Here is a 15,261-nt window from a genome sequence, read left to right as displayed (position 1 = left end):
AAATTATCGCTGAGCTATACTTCCCGTCGTGAAAATCCTGCGCACATTGTTCGTCTTGTGGCTTTGCTCGGTGCTGCCCTTAACAGGGCTGGCAGCCAGCGGCTCGGCCGGACCGTGTCCCATGCAGAGCATGACCATGGATGCCACAAGCGCCATGGCTGAGTCCATGCCGGGTTGTGATTCCATGGCATCGGTATCGGATTCATCATCTGGGCATGACAGCAAATCCAAAAGTTCGCCATGCAAGATGGACGTGCAGTGCCAAATAGGCTGCATGACCATTCCGGCCTCTGCGCCAAGCATTGCGCGGACCTTGCGGGCATATCGGCCTGTGTTTTTCCACGCCAGACAATCGCTCTTCGTCCGCGAGCCTGATGGCTTGTGGAAACCTCCTCGCTCACTTTAATTCCCTTCGCTAAATGTTCGCTGCTTGCGCGGCGAGGTCGTCCTGCACTCAGGACGTGATTCCCTATGGGGATCGACCGTTGGGGTTGAGAAATGCATTCATCTATTACCGTGCCGGTATTCCGGCATGGGCGTAAGCGCGCGCTCGCTTTTCTTCTATTGCTTGGCGGCGTCAAAGCCTTTGCCCAGGAAACGCCTTTGACGCTCGATGCAGCACTGCAATCGGCGACCGATCGATCTGCTTCCATGCAGGCCGCGCAGTCATCGGTCCGTGCAAGTTCACAAGGCGTCATCCGGGCTGGTCAGTTACCCGATCCGACGCTCAAGGCCGGTATCGACAACTTGCCTGTGAATGGGTCGCAAGGCTTCACCATCGGGCAGGACTTCATGACGATGCGGCGTGTTGACATCGAACAGGAATGGGTGTCGCCTGAGAAGAGGCGTTTGCGTACGGCGCTTGCCAATCAGGAAGTCGATCGCGAACGCTCCGGCTATCTCGCGCAACTGGTGAATGTGCGCGAGCAGACGGCGACCGCATGGCTCAACGCGGCTTACGCAAAGCAGTCGTTGTTGTTGCAGCAAGAACTTGTCGATCACATGGTGCACGAGTTGGCCGCGACGCAGGCGTCGTATCGAGGCGCAAAAGCGAGCGCCGCCGACGTCACGCAAGCGCAGTTCATGCTCGCGCAAACACGCGACCAATTGCTGAAGGCGCAGCAAGTGTTGCAGACGGCGCTTATCGGTTTGTCGCGATGGACGGCCGCGCCCATCAGCGATATTTCCGGCGATCCGCCCGCGCCAACGTCGGTCGTTGCGTCGCTGCCACCGGATGAATTGAAGCGTGTCGAACCTGCGTTGATCAGCGCATCGTCGGAAATCGCCGTTGCCGATGCCGACACCGCCGTCGCGCAGAGCAACCGCAATCCGAACTGGACGTGGGAAGTCTCGTATCAGCAGCGCGGCGGCCAGTACTCGAACATGGTGTCAGTGGGCGTCAGCATTCCGATCCCGCTCAACCGGCGCGACCGCCAGGACCGCGATACCGCCGAGAAATCCGAACTCGGCACCAAGGCGCGTCTCATGTATGAAGATGCTCGACGACAAGTCGATGCCGACATCCGCACCCTCTCCGCCACGCTCGCGAGCGGACGCGATCGCGTCGCCAACTTGAACACGTCGCTCGTGCCGGCCGCGGATCAACGCTTGCAGTTATCGACCGCGGCTTATCGCGCCGGAACAGGGTCGCTCGCCGACACCTTCGCCGCGAAACGCGCGGTGCTCGATGCACGCCTGCGAGTGCTCGATCTTCAACGCGATGTATCGCTCACCTGGGCGCAGCTCGAGTATCAGATCGTGCCGCCATCGATGACCTACGGACAGTGAGACCACGATGAACAAAAAAACCATCACGCGCGCTGTCCTTGCCGTGTTCGCGGCGGCCGCGTTGCTTGCGGCGGGTTACGTTGCAGGGACGCATCGCGCCAAAGACGACACGCCCGCGAAGGAAGCCAATGCCGGCCGCAAGGTGCTTTATTGGCACGACCCGATGTCGCCGAACCAGCACTTCGATAAACCCGGCAAGTCGCCCTTCATGGACATGCAGCTAGAGCCTGTTTTCGCGGACGAAGGCGGTGCTTCGACAGGCATCAAGATCGATTCGGGCCTTCAGCAAAACCTTGGCATTCGATACGCCACCGCTCGCCGAGTCGATGTATCGACGAACTTCGATGCAGTAGGAACAACGCAGTTCGATGAATCCCTCGCCGACGTCATTCAGTCGCGCGTGACGGGTTACATCGACCGGTTGTATGCGAACGCGCCGATGCAGCGCATCAGCAAGGGCGCGCCGGTTGCGTCGCTGTTCGTTCCTGACTGGCTCGCGCCGCAAGAGGAATATCTGGCGTTGAAACGCAGCGGCATGGACGATTCGATGCTCGCGGCATCGCGTGCACGCATGCGGGCGTTGTCGATTCCCGATGGCGTGGTCGCGAGCCTCGATCGCACCGGCAAAGCACAGACGCACGTCACGTTGACGGCGCCGTCGAATGGCGTGGTGAGCGAACTCGACGTACGCGATGGCGCGATGGTCGCACCCGGCCAGACGCTCGCCAAGATCGCGGGCTTGAATCCGCTGTGGCTCGTGGTGGAAGTGCCGGAAGCAATGGCGCTGCAAGTCAAACCCGGCATGAGCGTGGATGCCGTGTTCGCGGGCGATGCCGCGCAGCATTTCACCGGTCACATCCGCGAGACCCTGCCCGGCATCACTGCAGGAAGCCGCACGTTGCAGGCGCGCCTTTCGATCGACAACAAAGACTTGAAGCTCACCCCCGGCATGTTGATGCGCGCGCGCATTGGAGGCGCAACCAAGGCGTCGCGGCTTGTCGTGCCTTCGGAATCGGTTATCACAACAGGGAAGCGCTCAGTCGTGATCGTCAAGCAAGGCGATGGCCGTCTGCAACCCGTCACGGTCACAACGGGGATCGATACCGGCGGCGATACCGAAGTGCTCAACGGCTTGAACGAAGGCGAGGAAGTCGTCGCATCGGGCCAGTTCCTGATCGATTCCGAGGCGAGCTTGAAGTCGGTCTTGCCAAGGCTTGCGCCTGCGGTTCAAACCTACGAAACCACCGGCAAGGTCGAAGCCGTGACTGGCCACGACATCACGTTGTCGCATCAGCCCGTAGCTGCATTGGGATGGGGCGCGATGACCATGAGCTTCGGCAAACCGTCGCCCATCGCGTTCGCCGATGTCAAACCCGGCGAGACCGTGCACTTCGCGTTCAGGCAATCCGACGATGGCTACCAGCTCACCAAGGTGGATCGCATGGAGGCCGGAAAATGATCGAACGACTGATTCGATGGTCGATCACGAACCGCTTCCTGGTCCTGCTGGCGACGCTTCTGATCACGAGCTGGGGCATGTATTCGGTCACGCAGACGCCGCTCGACGCGCTGCCCGATCTGTCCGATACCCAGGTCATCATAAAGGCGTCGTATCCCGGCAAGGCGCCGCAAGTGGTCGAAGACCAGGTGACGTATCCGCTGACCACGACGTTGCTCGGCGTGCCGGGCGCGAAGACGATTCGCGCGTATTCGTCGTTTGGCGATGCGTTCGTGTACGTCCTCTTCGACGACAAGACCGATCAATATTGGGCGCGTTCACGCGTTCTCGAATACCTGAACCAGGTGCAAAGCCGGCTTCCACAAGGTGCGACGGTTTTGCTGGGACCCGATGCAACCGGCGTAGGCTGGGTGTACGAATACGCGCTCATCGATAAAACCGGCAAGCACGATCTCGGTCAGCTTCGCGCGCTCAACGACTGGTTCCTGAAGTTCGAGCTGAAGGCGGTGCCGGACGTGTCGGAGGTGGCATCGATTGGCGGGATGGTGCGTCAGTATCAAGTCGTGCTCGACCCCGACAAACTTCGCGCTTATGGCATCACGCAAGAGACCGTCACCGACGCGCTGAAAAAAGCCAATCAGGAATCGGGCGGGTCTGTGATCGAGCTGGCCGAATCCGAATACATGGTGCGTTCATCAGGCTATCTTCATTCGCTCGATGACTTCCGCAACGTCGTGCTGCGCACCAGTGATTCGGGCACGCCGGTATTGCTTGGCGACGTCGCGCGGATCCAGATCGGACCGGAGATGCGTCGCGGCATTGCTGAATTGAACGGTGAAGGGGAGGTCGCGGGCGGCGTGATCGTGATGCGTTCCGGCAAGAATGCGCTGACCGCGATCGACGCCGTCAAGGCGAAACTCGATACGCTCAGGAAGTCGTTACCGGCAGGCGTCGAAGTGGTCACGACTTACGACCGATCGAAGCTGATAGAACGTGCCGTCGATAACCTGCGCGACAAGCTGATCGAAGAGTTCGTGATCGTCGGGCTGGTCTGCGCGCTGTTCCTGTTCCATTTGCGCAGCGCTTTTGTAGCGATTCTTTCGCTGCCACTGGGTGTTTTGGCTGCGTTCATTGTGATGCGTTATCAGGGGGTCAATGCCAACCTGATGTCCCTCGGCGGCATTGCCATCGCGATTGGCGCGATGATCGATGCCGCCATCGTGATGATCGAAAACGCCCACAAGCATCTCGAAGCGCATGAGCACGCCCACCCGGATAAGCCAATCACCGCATCGCAGCGATGGGAACTGATCGCGGCATCGGCGGCAGAAGTCGGGCCCGCGTTGTTCTTTTCGCTGCTCATCATCACGATGTCGTTCATTCCCGTGTTCTCGCTCGAAGGCCAGGAGGGGAAGCTGTTTTCGCCGCTGGCGTTCACGAAGACGTACACCATCGCAGCGGCGGCGTTGTTGTCGGTCACGCTGGTTCCAGTGCTGATGGGATATCTCGTGCGCGGCCGCATTCCGCACGAGGACGCGAACCCGATCAACCGCGTGTTGATTCGTTCGTATCGGCCGTTGCTTGAGGCAACGTTGCGTCGTCCGTGGGTTGCGATCGCGCTTGCGGTGATCGCGCTTGGGCTGACGGCGATTCCAGTCTCGCGCTTAGGCGGGGAATTCTTGCCGCCGCTCGATGAAGGCGATCTGCTTTACATGCCCACCGCGTTGCCGGGGATATCGGCGGAAAAAGCGTCCGAGTTATTGCAGCAAACGGATCGCCTGATCAAGACCGTGCCCGAGGTTGCAACGGTGTTCGGCAAGTCGGGACGCGCCGATACCGCGACCGATCCCGCGCCGCTCGAAATGTTCGAGACCACGATCCAGTTCAAGCCGCGCGATCAATGGCGCGCGGGAATGACGCCGGAAAAACTCGTCGATGAGCTCGACAAGACGGTGAAGGTGCCGGGGTTATCGAACGTATGGGTGCCGCCTATTCGCAACCGGCTGGACATGTTGTCGACGGGTATCAAGACGCCGGTCGGCGTAAAGATATCGGGCGGCGATCTCGGCGTGATCGACAGGCTCGCAACCCAAGTCGAGGCGACCGTGAAGACGGTGCCGGGCGTGTCGTCCGCGCTCGCCGAGCGTCTGAACGGCGGTCGTTATATCGATGTGGATATCGACCGCCTCAAGGCTGCGCGATACGGCCTTGCGATTGCCGATATCCAGTCGGTAGTGTCATCGGCGGTGGGTGGGGAAAATGTGGGCGAGGTGATTGACGGCCGGCAGCGCTTCCCTATCAACGTCCGCTATCCGCGCGAGGTTCGCGATTCACTGGAGAACTTGCGACGGCTTCCCATTGTCACAGAGCGCGGCGCGCAAATCATGCTCGGCGATGTCGCGGCGCTGAAGATCGCCGACGGGCCGCCCATGATTCGCAGCGAGAATGCGCGGCTTGCGGGCTATGTGTACGTCGATATCCGGGACACCGATCTGCAATCCGCAGTGACGGCAATGCAGCGCGCTGTCGCCGAAAAGGTCGTGTTGCCGCCCGGTTATTCGATCGCGTGGTCGGGACAGTTCGAATATCTGGAGCGTGCATCGGCGAAACTTCGCACGGTGATTCCCGTCACGCTCGTGATCATCTTCGTGCTGCTGTTCCTGACTTTCAATTCCGCTGCTGATGCGTTGCTGCTGATGTCGACGGTGCCATTTGCGCTGGTCGGCGGGTTCTGGCTGATATGGGCTCTGGGTCATGCGGTTTCCGTCGCGACGGCTGTGGGTTTTATCGCGCTCGCCGGGGTCGCCGCCGAGTTTGGTGTGGTGATGCTGCTGTATCTCAAGCGGGCGCTCGATCATCGGCTTCATGGCGGAGTTGTGATGACCGAGGCGCTTCTGATCGATGCCATCCGCGAAGGCGCGGTGCTGCGCGTCCGCCCCAAGGCAATGACCGTCGCCGTCGTCCTTGCAGGGCTGATCCCCATCATGCTCGGCCACGGCGCGGGCTCGGAAGTCATGCAGCGCATTGCTGCACCCATGGTCGGCGGCATGGTCACAGCGCCGCTCTTGTCCATGTTCGTCATTCCCGCTGCATGGTTGCTCGTGAAGCGCCGGCAGTTGCGGCATCCCCTTGGCACGTTGGTGCCTTCTACTCAATCTGGAGAAATCAAATGAAGAAGCTTGTTTGTCTAACGATGGCACTCAGTGCTGCGCTCGCCGTTTCACAATCAGTTCTTGCCGACGACATGGCCGGCATGAAAATGAACGGGGCAATGACGAGTCCGGCTGCGTCGACCAAAGGCGCGTTGACCGATGCGGAAATCAAGAAAGTCGATACCGCGTCCGGCATGGTCACGCTCAAGCACGGCGCATTGCAAAACGTCGGCATGCCGGCCATGACGATGGCGTTCAAGGCGAAAGACGCTGCAATGCTCAAGCAGGCGCACGAGGGCGACAAAGTGAAGGTGCGCGTTGAAGACGTGAGCGGCACCATGACGATCGTGACGATGCAAAAGCAATAACTCATGTTGGACGATAAATCGCGCTCTGCAGCGCGATTTGTTTTCGCCTTTGCACGAGTCAAACCAATCCGAAATGAAACTTCAAATTCCCACGCTGCATCCAGCGTCCTGTAAGCCACGTATATAGCTCTGACGCGACGCAATTTCGCACTCGCGCCTTAAGGGGAACATCCATGAAAAAGGCAATGCTGAGAGTTGTGGTGGCGGGCGTTTCGGTGGCTTCGCTGTGTGCTTCGGCTGTGGTATTCGCACAAGGTGGCGGCAACGGTCAGGGCGGTACCGGCGGCGGAAATGCGCATGGAGCGGCGACGGCGGGAATGACGCACTGGGGCGATCCGGTATCGAGCACCAATAGTGTCACGTCCAGTACTGCGCAAAACCCAACCATGGACAAAAGCACGAGCATGGACGCCATGGCACCTAACAACGCTCCGGGCGCTTCCAAGACCGTGCAGTAATGCAATACGGGGGTCATTCCCCGGAAACCGGCTCGGTATCGTAATCCAAGGACACAATTGCGCTTGAACTAAGCAACGGTATTCGGTTCCTATTTAATAAGTACGGGAGACGATCACATGCTCAAGTCAATTGCATTGGCACTTTGTCTGGCTTCGCTCGGCGGCTGCGTTGTCGCGCCGGGTTACGGATATGGCCAGCCTTACGGTCCAGGCTACGCCGCGCCTGGTTATTACGGCTACGCGCCTGCATATAGCAGCGTTTATATCGGCGGCGGATGGGGCGGCGGTCATTACGACCGTGGTCATGGCGGTTACTGGGGTGGCCATGGGCACGGTGGCGGATATGGCGGTCACGGTGGCCAATGGTCCGGTGGCGCGCATGGGGGCGGCGGTGGGCACGGAGGCGGTGGTGGTGGGCATCGGTAAAGACGGGTCAGCTTGAGCGGCTTTTATTATTCAATACTGCCGCTCCCGTGCGTCAGAAGCTTTTGACCAGGTTCTGGAAGCTTTTGTCCGCCGCTTAGCCTTCCGTGCCGTTTCCAGCACTGCCATCAATCAAATACTTCGTCCGGTCCTTTACGTCCTTGATCCAGGCGGGCGGCCGCGCCCATCCGCTCCACGTAGCGCCAGTCTTGGGATCACGATACTTCGCGGGCAGCTTGCCATTGCTTGCGGATTTCGCTTTGACGGATCGCGTTGCCTTGGGTTTTGCCGTCGATCCCGCCGGACGTCCACGGCGTTTCGCAGGCGATGAAGCGTGGGCTTCTATGTCAGCGGTCGTCAGACCGTGTTTGTCCATGAGCTTGCGGATATCGTTGAGGACCGTTTGATTGCGCTTTGTAATTAACGTCTCCTCTTGCGCTTTGAGTTTTTTCAGCTTGGCCTGAATCTGTTCAAGGGTAGGCATTTTGGGTTCCTTAAGAAGTCATTTTCCGCACTATGCCACGCGCTTACTCATTGCGGAAGAGACTCAAACTGTCTTGATTTTAATTGCCAATGTATCTGCGGATTCGTTGCGTTTATTTGCAGATACTGAAGACAAGGTTAGTTGCGCGCTGTGAGCACTTGATTCTTTGGATTCATAGATGGCAAGACAGCAGCGACCCGCTGAACGCGGATCGCTGGAAACGGCTTAGTACCTATGCGCCGGCGGACGGTGACGCGGCGGCGGCCGGTGATGGTGATGCCGCGGCGGCGGAATTGGACGGCAGCGCCGCACATAATGACCATTAACCCAGACGCGCCGACATTCCTGACGCGGCCGTGCACTTGCCTCTGTTGGCACGATCGCACTTGCGGCCGCGATCAATAAAACTGCGGCTAAAACCTTACGCATGATTGCTCCATGAAACGCAGCGCAAAACGCGCTGCCATTCGCCGATAAAACATCGCGGCTCAAGTGTTGTTTTTTATTTCTTCGGAGCTTTAGCGGCTGCCTTTGTCGCGTTAGCTGCTGGCTTCGGCGCCGCCTTCCCGGAAGGCTTTGCGTCGGTGGCGGTTTTGGGTTTTACCGCGGCCTTCTTGGCCGGCTTGGCCGGCGCTTCGGCTACAGCCTTTGGTTTCTTCTCAGCTGCATCCGCGGCCTTGGGCTTTGCGGCTTTCTTGGCGACCGGTTTGCTTGCCGCTTTGGGTTTGGCTTTCGGCGCGTCGACGTGATCCGTATTAACAGGCGCCGCGTTCAATTTGGTCCGCGTAGTCTTCTTGGCAGGCGCACCACTTGCGCTATCCGCCGATGTCTCGCGTTCAAGGAGTTCGCGCGCTCGTTGCCAATACTCGTCGGAGCGTCCATGTGGACGGCCATCTGCTTCCCACAGATGATAAGCCTGCAGACGAAGGCGTTCTTCCAATGATTTATTTTCCATTCAGTTAACCGTAACGGGATAATCGTGCATTTATGTTACAGGAGCAGCATTTTGCTTGTGGGATGTTTCTCTTGAGCAATGAGCATTCCATGCGCAGACATTTTTGCTTGATAGCACGGCAAAGAGACGCTTTAGAGTCAGAGTTACCGGGTATGGATGACCGGATCGATACCCCTCTCCCGCCAACCTAAACAGCCTTAGAATCCGACAAAAGCGCAGGGTCCGGAGACGCAAGATGGAGCATGCCTATTTCAAGTTGCTGCATGTCCTGGCCGGCCACCCGGGGTGGGCGCTGACGGTCGTCGTGCTCGCGTCATTTTTTGAATCGATAGCGTTCATCGGCACATTCATACCCGGCAGCACGGCAATGTTCGTGGCCGGCGCACTGGTCGGCACCGGCGTGCTCAATCTTGGCTGGGTCTTCGCATGCGCCATCGCGGGCGCGGTTGCCGGCGACGCCGCCAGTTACTGGTTCGGATGCCGCTACAAGAACAGCATCGCGCAATTGCGGCCGTTTCGAACGCATCCCGGCATGCTGGCGGCTGGCAAGCGCTACTTCGAAAAGCATGGCGCCAAGAGCGTGATCTTTGCACGGTTCATCGCGCCATTGCGTGCGGTCGTGCCCGTGGTCGCCGGCATGCTAGGCATGCCCTCGACCCGCTTTCTCGCAATCAACATTCTCTCCGCGCTGATATGGGCGCCTTTGCATATCCTGCCTGGCGTTGTCTTCGGGGCATCGATAGAACTTGCGGGCGCCGTATCGTTCAGGCTCGTCGTCCTGCTCGCGATCGCGGTCGCGGTGACCTGGCTCACACTCAAGCTCACCACGCTGCTCGTGTCTCATGCGCGCGCCTGGACCGACACTTCGCGGCGCAACGTGCTCGACTGGGCGCGTCGCCATGACCGGGGTTTCGCAGGGCGCGTGGTGCTCGGCGTGCTCGATCCGAAGCATCAGGCCGCGGCGCTTATTGCTGTCATCTCCGTGTTGTTGCTGGTGTCGGCGAGCGTATTTTTTTCCACGCTGCACGACGTGTCGCACGGCGATCCGCTGGTTCAGGTCGACGTATCGGTGTACCGGTTCCTCCAGGCCTTCCGGTCGTCATGGGGCGATGCCGTCCTTGCCGTGTTCGCGACGCTTGGCAGCGTTCCGACGCTCGGCGCGCTTACCGTGCTCGTGGTCGTGTGGATGGCGCTCGAGCGTCGATGGCGCACCATGGCGTACTGGCTGACCGCCGTTGCCTTTTCACAATTGCTGATCCTCGCAATCCAGATCACGACCTTGCATCCGCTGCCGGGCGAAATCGCGTCCGGGCTGCGCGCATTTCCAAGCAATCACGTTGCGGCGAGCGTCGTCATTTATGGATTCCTCGCGTTCCTGATCGCGCGCCGGGTGGGGATGATCGCGAGAATCCTCACCGCGATGGCAACCGTCGCCATCCTGTTTTCAGTCGCGTTCGCGGGCGTGTACTTCGGCAACTTCACATTCTCCGATGCAGTCGGCGGCGCTGCGTTAGCGGCGACATGGGTCTTCCTGATCGCGCTGACCGCCGTGTGGCGGTATCCGGCGAAACCGCCCGCGCGTCCGGCGATGCCCATCATCGTTTTGACGCTGGTCGGCGTAAGCGTCGTGTTGCAATCCGGTGCGAGCATTCAGGCGACGGCGCACGAATCGGCGCCGGCGCCGACGAAGGTAACGGCGATGCAATGGACCGATACCGTATGGCGGACCTTTTCTTGCTATCGATCCAGCATGGATGGCGACCGGCGAGAACCGATCACCATTCAATGGAGCGCAACGGCCGCGCAAATCAGCGCGCAACTGAAGGATCGAGGATGGACGGAAGGCACGCATCTAACAGCCCGCAGCGTGTTGTCGCTGGTGTCGCCCACTGCCACGGCGACCGAGTTGCCCGTGCTGCCGCGTCTGAACAACGGCGAACCGTCGGCGCTCGTCTTCACGCGTGCGCACCTGAGCGCGGACGAGCGCGACGTCCTGCGCTTCTGGCCGACGAACTTCGTGGTCGAGCATCATGGAGGCCAGTCGCCCACGCCGATCTGGCTCGGCGCGCTGGTTCACGAGCGGCTCGTGCGTCCCACGTGGCCGTTCAATGTCTTGCGACCGGACAAAGGCCTTGCGTCGATGATTGCAACCCACAACGATACATCGCCGTGGCACGACCTGGAGGTCGCGAGAAGCGCCGGTTGCGGTGGCATTCCGGTCACGCTGGTTGCATCGGAAGGACATTGAACGCGCCGGTTGCGACGCGCGCATCGCGTAATGAAGGGTTTCGGGAGACGGCCACTTGATTCAGATTCCACCGTCGGCGATCACCACCTGGGGCAGCGCCGTGGTCTTCGTCAACGTGCTCGTGACGCGGCTTGGCGTGCCATTGCCGATCATCCCGGTGCTTCTGTTTGCGGGTTCTGCGATCGCGGCCGGTCTTCTCGCGTTTTCGCACGTGTTGCTCGCGGCCGTGGTGGCGGCGTTGATCGGCGATTTCGCGTGGTTCTCGGCGGGGCGGATCTACGGCGCGCGTCTCACGGATTTTTTCGCGCGCCGCTCGCTTTCCGTCGATGCAAGCATCCGCACCACACGCAGCCTGTTCGAGCGCTTTGGCATTGCTATCGTCGCCGTGGCGAAGTTCGTTCCGGGACTCGCGCTCATTACACCGCCGCTGATGGGCACGACCGTGATTTCGCCGGTCAGGTTCGTTGCATGGGATGCGGTCGGCACGATCGTATGGGCTTCATTCTGGTTGCTGGGCGGCGCGCTTTTCGAGCAGCAACTTGCCATGCTGCTGATGGTGTTGCGGCCATACGGCGCGTCTATTCTCGACGTCCTCGCAGCGGCGGCGCTTCTCTACTTGATCTATCGGTTCGTGCTGCGCTGGCGCATCAGGCGTTGGCTGCGCCGCAGAGTCGTTACGGCGCGCAAGCTGGATGGCATGATGAAATCGGCTTCGCCGCCCTTGATCATCGATGCACGCAAGCACGCCGATCGCGACGAGCAGAGCGTGCGGATTCCGGGCGCGAGATTGCTCGATCCGGACTCGCCCGGAACCATCGACAGATCGCTTCGGGCAAGCGCGATTGTTGTGTACTGTTCCCATTCCAACGATGTCACCGCCCGCAGAGTCTGCCGCCGCTTGCGCGCGAAGGGTTTTGTGAATGTCCGGGCGTTGTACGGCGGGCTCGACGAATGGGTCCGGCGCGGCTATCCCGTCGAACCATTGCCGCTTGAGTTCGGTGAGATGGATTCGTCGATGGTGCGGTCTTGAGTATTTGAGTTACTCGGGAAACGGCAACGTGGTTTGTCCTTGCGCGCGCATGCCGAAGGTGTTCAGCGTCATTGCAACGAGCGCGTAGTAGCCGAGCAAGCCGACGAGGTTGATCACGGTTACGTGCCCGAAGCGCGCCACCGCCTGATCGAAGGTCGCGTCCGTGACGCGCTTTGTTTCGAAGAGCTGCGTGGCGAAATCGAAGATCAGGGCGTCGTCCGCGTCTTCGAAAACGGGCGGCCGGTTGTCGTGGATGGCATCGGCGATCGCGGCCGGAAGACCCGCTTCGAGCGCGATCGGATAATGAATGTACCACTCTGCCTGAGACTGCCAGCGCGCCGCGGTAACCAGAATGGCAAGCTCTGAAAGCCGAAGCGGCAAGCCCGTTTTGTATCGGCAGAACGCGCCGAGGCGTTGAGCGTGCTGCGCCAGCTCCGGACTATGGATCCAGCCGAGAAACGGACCATTGAGATTGCCGCGAGGACCGGAAAGGATTTCATCGAGCACGGCTTTTTGCTCGTCGGTCGCGAGGGCTGGATCGAACTCGGGAAGGCGGGTTGTCATGGCTGGCTCCATTCCTATCCATACATATGTGGGGATGCGCCAACTGCACGCGCGTGGCTAAATACAGTCAACGATGCGACGGGGACAAACTGACATCAGCTCAGGAAAGCATCGGAGTATCGGGGAGCAGCAAATCCGAGGGGAGAGGTGGCGTGTGCCGGCGGCTGGACGTGGCGAGACGTCCTGTCGTCGGCGGCGCTGCTCATGAACGCTCGAGTTTGCTTAAATATGCAATGCAAATCTCAGTTGCCGCTCGCGCCCGGTTCCCAATACACATTCAATCCCATCAATTCGGTCAGCGTTTGCGCTGCGGCTTTCATCCGTTCGCCGACTTCGTTCATGGCGGGTACCGGCGCATTATCGATCCGTTCTATAAACGGCGTCGTCAACGTGGCAATCGCGTGACCGGTTCGTCCGAACACCGGGTAGGCAAGATTCTTCACGCCCCTGACTTGCCGGCTCGGCATGCGAGCATGTCCGCGTTCGCGGATTCGCGCGAGATCGGCGGCGAGCTGCTTTGCATCGACGGGAAGTTCACCGTCTACCGGAACGTGGAGCTTCAACATGCGCTTTCTTTCAAGCTCCTCCTGGAACGCCATGAGGACCTGACCCGAAGCGGTATCGGTCATGCCGATCAACGTGCCCACCTTCAACGAAAATCCAAAACGTTCCGGGCTTTCCACGCCCGCGACAATCAACACGCGGCCGTCCTGATACACGCATAGATGGAACGACTGCCGCACGTCGTTGGCGAGTTGCGTCATCAAGGGCAGCGCGGTAGTCACGAGCGATCGAACCGGCTGATGTCTATGCGCGAGCTGGAAAAGCAAGAGCGACAACACGTATCGATCGCCTATCGCGAGGAGATATCCGCGCGCTTCCAGCGTCACGACCATGCGAAAGATTTCCGCTGTAGTGCGCCCGAGCGTCTTGCCGAGATCCGCCAGCGACAACCCCTCCGGATGACCCGCCAGCAATTCGATGATGTCCAGCCCCTTCTCGAGCGCCGGCGCCGAATATCGCGTGTTGTCCAAGATCCCTCCAAAGTTGTGCGTACTTGCGTGGCGTGATTGTAGACCGGGAAAAGCGGCATCTCCGGCCGAAAACGCGCGCATGCGATCCTCGGGAAAACACCGACGTAAATTCATCTATGAAAGACCGTTTTATCTTTAAAATGATTTGCATCGGTGGAAAACGAGTCTGCGAGATGCGCGGACATGCTGACGCCGGTCGACAAACGAGGTAACGCTGATGGCTGAAGTGGCATTCAAGCAGGTGCAGAAATCGTTCGGCGCCGTGCAGGTGTTGAAGCAGATCGACCTGACGGTCAAGGACGGCGAGTTCCTCGTGCTCGTAGGACCAAGCGGTTGCGGCAAGTCGACATTGCTGCGCGCGCTCGCCGGACTGGAAGGCGTGACGCAGGGCCGGATTCTTATTGACGGACGCGTGGTCAACGACCTGCCGCCGAAGGATCGCGACATTGCGATGGTGTTCCAGAACTACGCGCTGTATCCGCATATGAGCGTGCTGGAGAACCTCACGTTTGCGCTGAAGTTGCGTGATCTGAAGCCCGATGAAATCGCGGCGCGCGCCAATCAGGCCGCGACCATTCTTGGGCTTCAGGACTTGCTCGGCCGTTATCCGCGGCATTTGTCGGGCGGCCAGCGTCAACGGGTGGCAATGGGGCGCGCAATCGTCCGCGACCCGAAGGTGTTTCTCTTCGATGAACCCCTGTCCAATCTCGACGCCAAGCTGCGCGTGCAAATGCGCGCGGAGATCAAGGCGCTGCATCAACGTCTGCGCGCAACGACGGTCTACGTGACGCACGACCAGATCGAGGCAATGACCATGGCGGATCGCATCGTGGTGTTGAATGGCGGCGTGATCGAGCAGATCGGCGCGCCGCTCGAACTCTACGATGACCCGGACAACCTGTTCGTGGCGAGTTTCATCGGGTCGCCTTCCATGAACTTCTTCAAAGGCAAATACGAACTGCAAGGCGGCGGAGCGCGCGTACGTATCGGTGATTTTTCGTTGCAAGTGCCGGTCGTCAACGCTCGCGATGGACAGGACGTAACGGTCGGCGTGCGTCCCGAACATCTTCTGGTGGCGGATGCCGGCGGCCTTCCATTCAATGTGGACGTGGTGGAACCGACGGGTGCATCGACTGAATTGTTCGGCACCGTCGCGGGACAACGTTGCTGCGTGATCGTGAACGGACGCCTGCCGCTCAAGCCCGCACAGAACGTCCGGCTGGCCGCGGAACTCGACAACACCCTGATCTTCGATACCGACACCAGCCGCAGGCTGCGTTGAGAACCGAGCGAAGACA

General features: G+C 60.0%; 14 protein-coding genes and 1 pseudogene. 10 read left to right on the top strand and 5 right to left on the bottom strand.

The features are described from left to right. Positions 1–3: 3 nt before the first annotated feature. Complete coding sequence (locus ACRXB1_RS01835; protein ID WP_174364295.1) at positions 4–276, bottom strand: hypothetical protein; 273 nt, start codon at positions 274–276, stop codon at positions 4–6. A 222-nt stretch (positions 277–498) separates the two neighbouring features. On the opposite strand from ACRXB1_RS01835, the gene ACRXB1_RS01830 reads away from it, so the two are divergent. From ACRXB1_RS01830 to ACRXB1_RS01805, 6 genes are all read left to right on the top strand, one after another. Beyond that, the gene (locus ACRXB1_RS01830; RefSeq protein ID WP_449490890.1) at positions 499–1,788 is read left to right on the top strand and encodes a TolC family protein; all 1,290 of its coding nucleotides are present in this window, start codon (positions 499–501) and stop codon (positions 1,786–1,788) included. Between the two features lie 7 nt (positions 1,789–1,795). Beyond that, positions 1,796–3,247 carry an efflux RND transporter periplasmic adaptor subunit gene (locus tag ACRXB1_RS01825; RefSeq protein WP_449490889.1) on the top strand — a complete coding sequence of 484 codons (1,452 nt, stop codon included), beginning with the start codon at positions 1,796–1,798 and terminating at the stop codon, positions 3,245–3,247. After that, positions 3,244–6,420 carry an efflux RND transporter permease subunit gene (locus tag ACRXB1_RS01820; RefSeq protein WP_449490888.1) on the top strand — a complete coding sequence of 1,059 codons (3,177 nt, stop codon included), beginning with the start codon at positions 3,244–3,246 and terminating at the stop codon, positions 6,418–6,420. Before ACRXB1_RS01825 ends, ACRXB1_RS01820 begins: the two co-directional genes overlap by 4 nt. Further along, complete coding sequence (locus ACRXB1_RS01815; RefSeq protein WP_449490887.1) at positions 6,417–6,767, top strand: copper-binding protein; 351 nt, start codon at positions 6,417–6,419, stop codon at positions 6,765–6,767. Before ACRXB1_RS01820 ends, ACRXB1_RS01815 begins: the two co-directional genes overlap by 4 nt. Before the next feature lie 173 nt (positions 6,768–6,940). After that, positions 6,941–7,225, top strand: a complete 285-nt coding sequence (locus tag ACRXB1_RS01810) for a hypothetical protein (protein ID WP_083637493.1) — start codon at positions 6,941–6,943, stop codon at positions 7,223–7,225. Positions 7,226–7,415: 190 nt separating this feature from the next. Next, entirely contained in the window at positions 7,416–7,667 is a 252-nt protein-coding gene (locus ACRXB1_RS01805; protein WP_143325501.1) for a hypothetical protein, read from the top strand. 78 nt (positions 7,668–7,745) lie between these two features. On the opposite strand, the gene ACRXB1_RS01800 is transcribed toward ACRXB1_RS01805, so the two are convergent. Continuing rightward, entirely contained in the window at positions 7,746–8,132 is a 387-nt protein-coding gene (locus ACRXB1_RS01800) for an H-NS histone family protein (protein WP_449490886.1), read from the bottom strand. Positions 8,133–8,563: 431 nt separating this feature from the next. On the opposite strand from ACRXB1_RS01800, the gene ACRXB1_RS01795 reads away from it, so the two are divergent. Beyond that, complete coding sequence (locus ACRXB1_RS01795) at positions 8,564–8,881, top strand: hypothetical protein (RefSeq protein WP_449490901.1); 318 nt, start codon at positions 8,564–8,566, stop codon at positions 8,879–8,881. A 98-nt stretch (positions 8,882–8,979) separates the two neighbouring features. Here the strand turns inward: ACRXB1_RS01795 and ACRXB1_RS01790 are convergent. Further along, positions 8,980–9,087 (bottom strand): annotated as a pseudogene (locus tag ACRXB1_RS01790) (DUF2934 domain-containing protein); the annotation flags it as partial. A gap of 235 nt (positions 9,088–9,322) precedes the next feature. On the opposite strand from ACRXB1_RS01790, the gene ACRXB1_RS01785 reads away from it, so the two are divergent. Together ACRXB1_RS01785 and ACRXB1_RS01780 are read left to right on the top strand one after the other, a co-directional pair. Continuing rightward, positions 9,323–11,335: a VTT domain-containing protein gene (locus ACRXB1_RS01785; protein WP_449490885.1), complete on the top strand. Its 2,013-nt coding sequence runs from the start codon at positions 9,323–9,325 to the stop codon at positions 11,333–11,335. A 55-nt stretch (positions 11,336–11,390) separates the two neighbouring features. After that, positions 11,391–12,365, top strand: coding sequence for a VTT domain-containing protein (locus ACRXB1_RS01780; protein WP_062168243.1), 975 nt, complete (start codon positions 11,391–11,393; stop codon positions 12,363–12,365). 9 nt (positions 12,366–12,374) lie between these two features. Here the strand turns inward: ACRXB1_RS01780 and ACRXB1_RS01775 are convergent, their stop codons facing one another. Both ACRXB1_RS01775 and ACRXB1_RS01770 read right to left on the bottom strand, forming a co-directional pair. Beyond that, positions 12,375–12,929, bottom strand: a complete 555-nt coding sequence (locus tag ACRXB1_RS01775) for a carboxymuconolactone decarboxylase family protein (RefSeq protein WP_449490884.1) — start codon at positions 12,927–12,929, stop codon at positions 12,375–12,377. Positions 12,930–13,171: 242 nt separating this feature from the next. Continuing rightward, complete coding sequence (locus ACRXB1_RS01770; protein WP_062001015.1) at positions 13,172–13,963, bottom strand: IclR family transcriptional regulator; 792 nt, start codon at positions 13,961–13,963, stop codon at positions 13,172–13,174. 217 nt (positions 13,964–14,180) lie between these two features. Here ACRXB1_RS01770 and ACRXB1_RS01765 point away from each other — a divergent pair, with 217 nt between their 5' ends. Further along, positions 14,181–15,245: an ABC transporter ATP-binding protein gene (locus ACRXB1_RS01765; RefSeq protein ID WP_449490883.1), complete on the top strand. Its 1,065-nt coding sequence runs from the start codon at positions 14,181–14,183 to the stop codon at positions 15,243–15,245. Positions 15,246–15,261: the final 16 nt, after the last annotated feature.

The sequence above is a fragment of the Caballeronia sp. M23-90 genome, from assembly GCF_053574605.1.
The sequence above is the reverse complement of the archived record's forward strand: the minus strand, read 5'-3'. Positions and strand labels throughout refer to the sequence as shown.